At 70.3% G+C, this 1,918-nt stretch carries 3 protein-coding genes; all 3 read left to right on the top strand.

Going from position 1 to position 1,918, the window contains the following annotated elements; all coding sequences use genetic code 11:
• Positions 1 to 74 precede the first annotated feature (74 nt).
• Positions 75 to 1,076, top strand: coding sequence for a transcription termination factor NusA (gene nusA / locus ACIQOV_RS39530; RefSeq protein ID WP_401055733.1), 1,002 nt, complete (start codon positions 75 to 77; stop codon positions 1,074 to 1,076).
• A gap of 127 nt (positions 1,077 to 1,203) precedes the next feature.
• On the top strand, positions 1,204 to 1,446 hold the full coding sequence (locus ACIQOV_RS39525) for a YlxR family protein (protein WP_359909151.1): 243 nt from the start codon (positions 1,204 to 1,206) through the stop codon (positions 1,444 to 1,446).
• Between the two features lie 229 nt (positions 1,447 to 1,675).
• On the top strand, positions 1,676 to 1,918 hold a 243-nt coding region (locus ACIQOV_RS39520), incomplete at its 3' end, for a translation initiation factor IF-2 N-terminal domain-containing protein (protein WP_401055731.1).

The following is a 1,918-nucleotide window of genomic DNA, read 5'->3' as shown; positions in this document are numbered from 1 at the left end:
GGAGGACGGCGCCGAGTGACCCCCGGGTGCCGTACGACCATGACGAACGTGACGAAAGACGAGGAGGCGTAGCCGTGGACATCGACATGAGTGCCCTGCGCACGCTGGTCAACGAGAAGAACATCCCTTTCGACCTGCTGGTCGAGTCCATCGAGTCCGCCCTCCTCACCGCGTACCACCGCACCGAGGGCTCGCGCCGCCGGGCCCGGGTGGACCTGGACCGCAAGAGCGGCCACGTCACCGTGTGGGCCATGGAGGACCCGGCGGAGCTGGACGAGGGCGTCGAGCCGAAGGAGTTCGACGACACCCCGAACGGCTTCGGCCGGATCGCGTCCAGCATCGGCATCCAGGTGATGATGCAGCGTCTGCGCGACGCCGCCGACGACCAGACCTTCGGCGAGTACGCGGGCAAGGAGGGCGACATCGTCACCGGTGTCGTCCAGCAGGGCAACGACCCGAAGAACGTGCTGGTCGACATCGGCAAGCTGGAGGCCATCCTGCCGCCGCAGGAGCAGGTCCCGGGCGAGGACTACCGGCACGGCACCCGGCTGAAGTGCTACGTGGTGGCCGTGCGCCGGGGTGTGCGCGGTGCTTCGGTGACGCTGTCGCGCACTCACCCGAGCCTGGTGAAGAAGCTGTTCGCGCTGGAGGTCCCGGAGATCGCGGACGGCAGCGTGGAGATCGCGGCGATCGCCCGTGAGGCCGGCCACCGGACCAAGATCGCGGTCTGGTCGCGCCGCCAGGGCCTGAACGCCAAGGGCGCCTGCATCGGCCCGATGGGCTCCCGGGTGCGCGCCGTGATGGGCGAGCTGCACGGCGAGAAGATCGACATCGTCGACTGGTCCGAGGACCCCCGGGAGATGGTGGCCGCCGCCCTGTCGCCCGCGCGGGTGACCAGCGTGGAGATCGTGGACGCCGCCCAGCGCTCCGCCCGGGTGATCGTGCCGGACTACCAGCTGTCGCTGGCGATCGGCAAGGAGGGGCAGAACGCCCGCCTGGCCGCGCGCCTGACCGGCTGGCGGATCGACATCCGTCCGGACACCGAGGGCCAGGCCGAGGAAGCGCAGGCCCGGTAATCAGTGTCGTCGTCGGCGTCCCCGCCGGTCCTCCGGGTTCGGTGGGGCGGCGCCATGTCGCTTCGGAGGGGTAGACTTGCCTTCGTCTGGCCGGACGCATGTCCGAGCACGCCCGGAACGCACCTGCGTGGGCTGCCGCAAGCGCGCGGCCAAGCACCAGCTGTTGCGTGTCACGGCGGTCGAGGGCGAGTGCGTCCCTGATCCCCGTGGCGCACTCCCGGGCCGGGGCGCTCATCTGCACCCCGATCCGACCTGCCTCGACCTCGCGGTCCGCCGTCGGGCGTTCCCCCGGGCCTTCCGGCTCCAGGGCGCGCTCGACACCGAGCGGCTCCGCGGGTTCATCGGGGAGCGGGCGGGCGAAGCCTCGTAGCAGGGCCGCCTCCCGCGACGGCCGCCGCTCGCGCGGCGGAGAACCACCGCAACAAGCACAGCGCTCGGGAAGCCGCGCGCCGTGCCACCAGTCAGGTACCTCGCGATGTGGAAGTAGGTCGAGATTGCGATGAGCTCTCGATGAGTACGCGATGAGTACGCGATGGGTACGCCCATGAAGTAGCGACAGTCCGGCGGACGAGACCCCCGGACTCATAGACAGGAGTGAAGTGGCTAAGGTCCGGGTTTATGAACTCGCCAAGGAGCTTGGCTTGGAGAGCAAGGCCGTCATGGCCAAGCTCACCGAGCTCGGTGAGTTCGTCCGTTCGGCGTCCTCGACGATCGAGGCGCCGGTCGTGCGCAAGCTGACTGACGCGCTTGGTGTGGCCCCCACTGGTGGTTCCGCCGCCAAGCCGGGTCCGCGGAAGTCCGCGGCGCCCTCCCCCACCGCCGGCTCGGGTTCCCCGAAGCCG

The organism is Kitasatospora sp. NPDC091257 (assembly GCF_044757675.1).
GTDB classification, from domain to species: Bacteria; Actinomycetota; Actinomycetes; order Streptomycetales; family Streptomycetaceae; genus Kitasatospora; species Kitasatospora lactacystinica.
The sequence above is the reverse complement of the archived record's forward strand: the minus strand, read 5'-3'. Positions and strand labels throughout refer to the sequence as shown.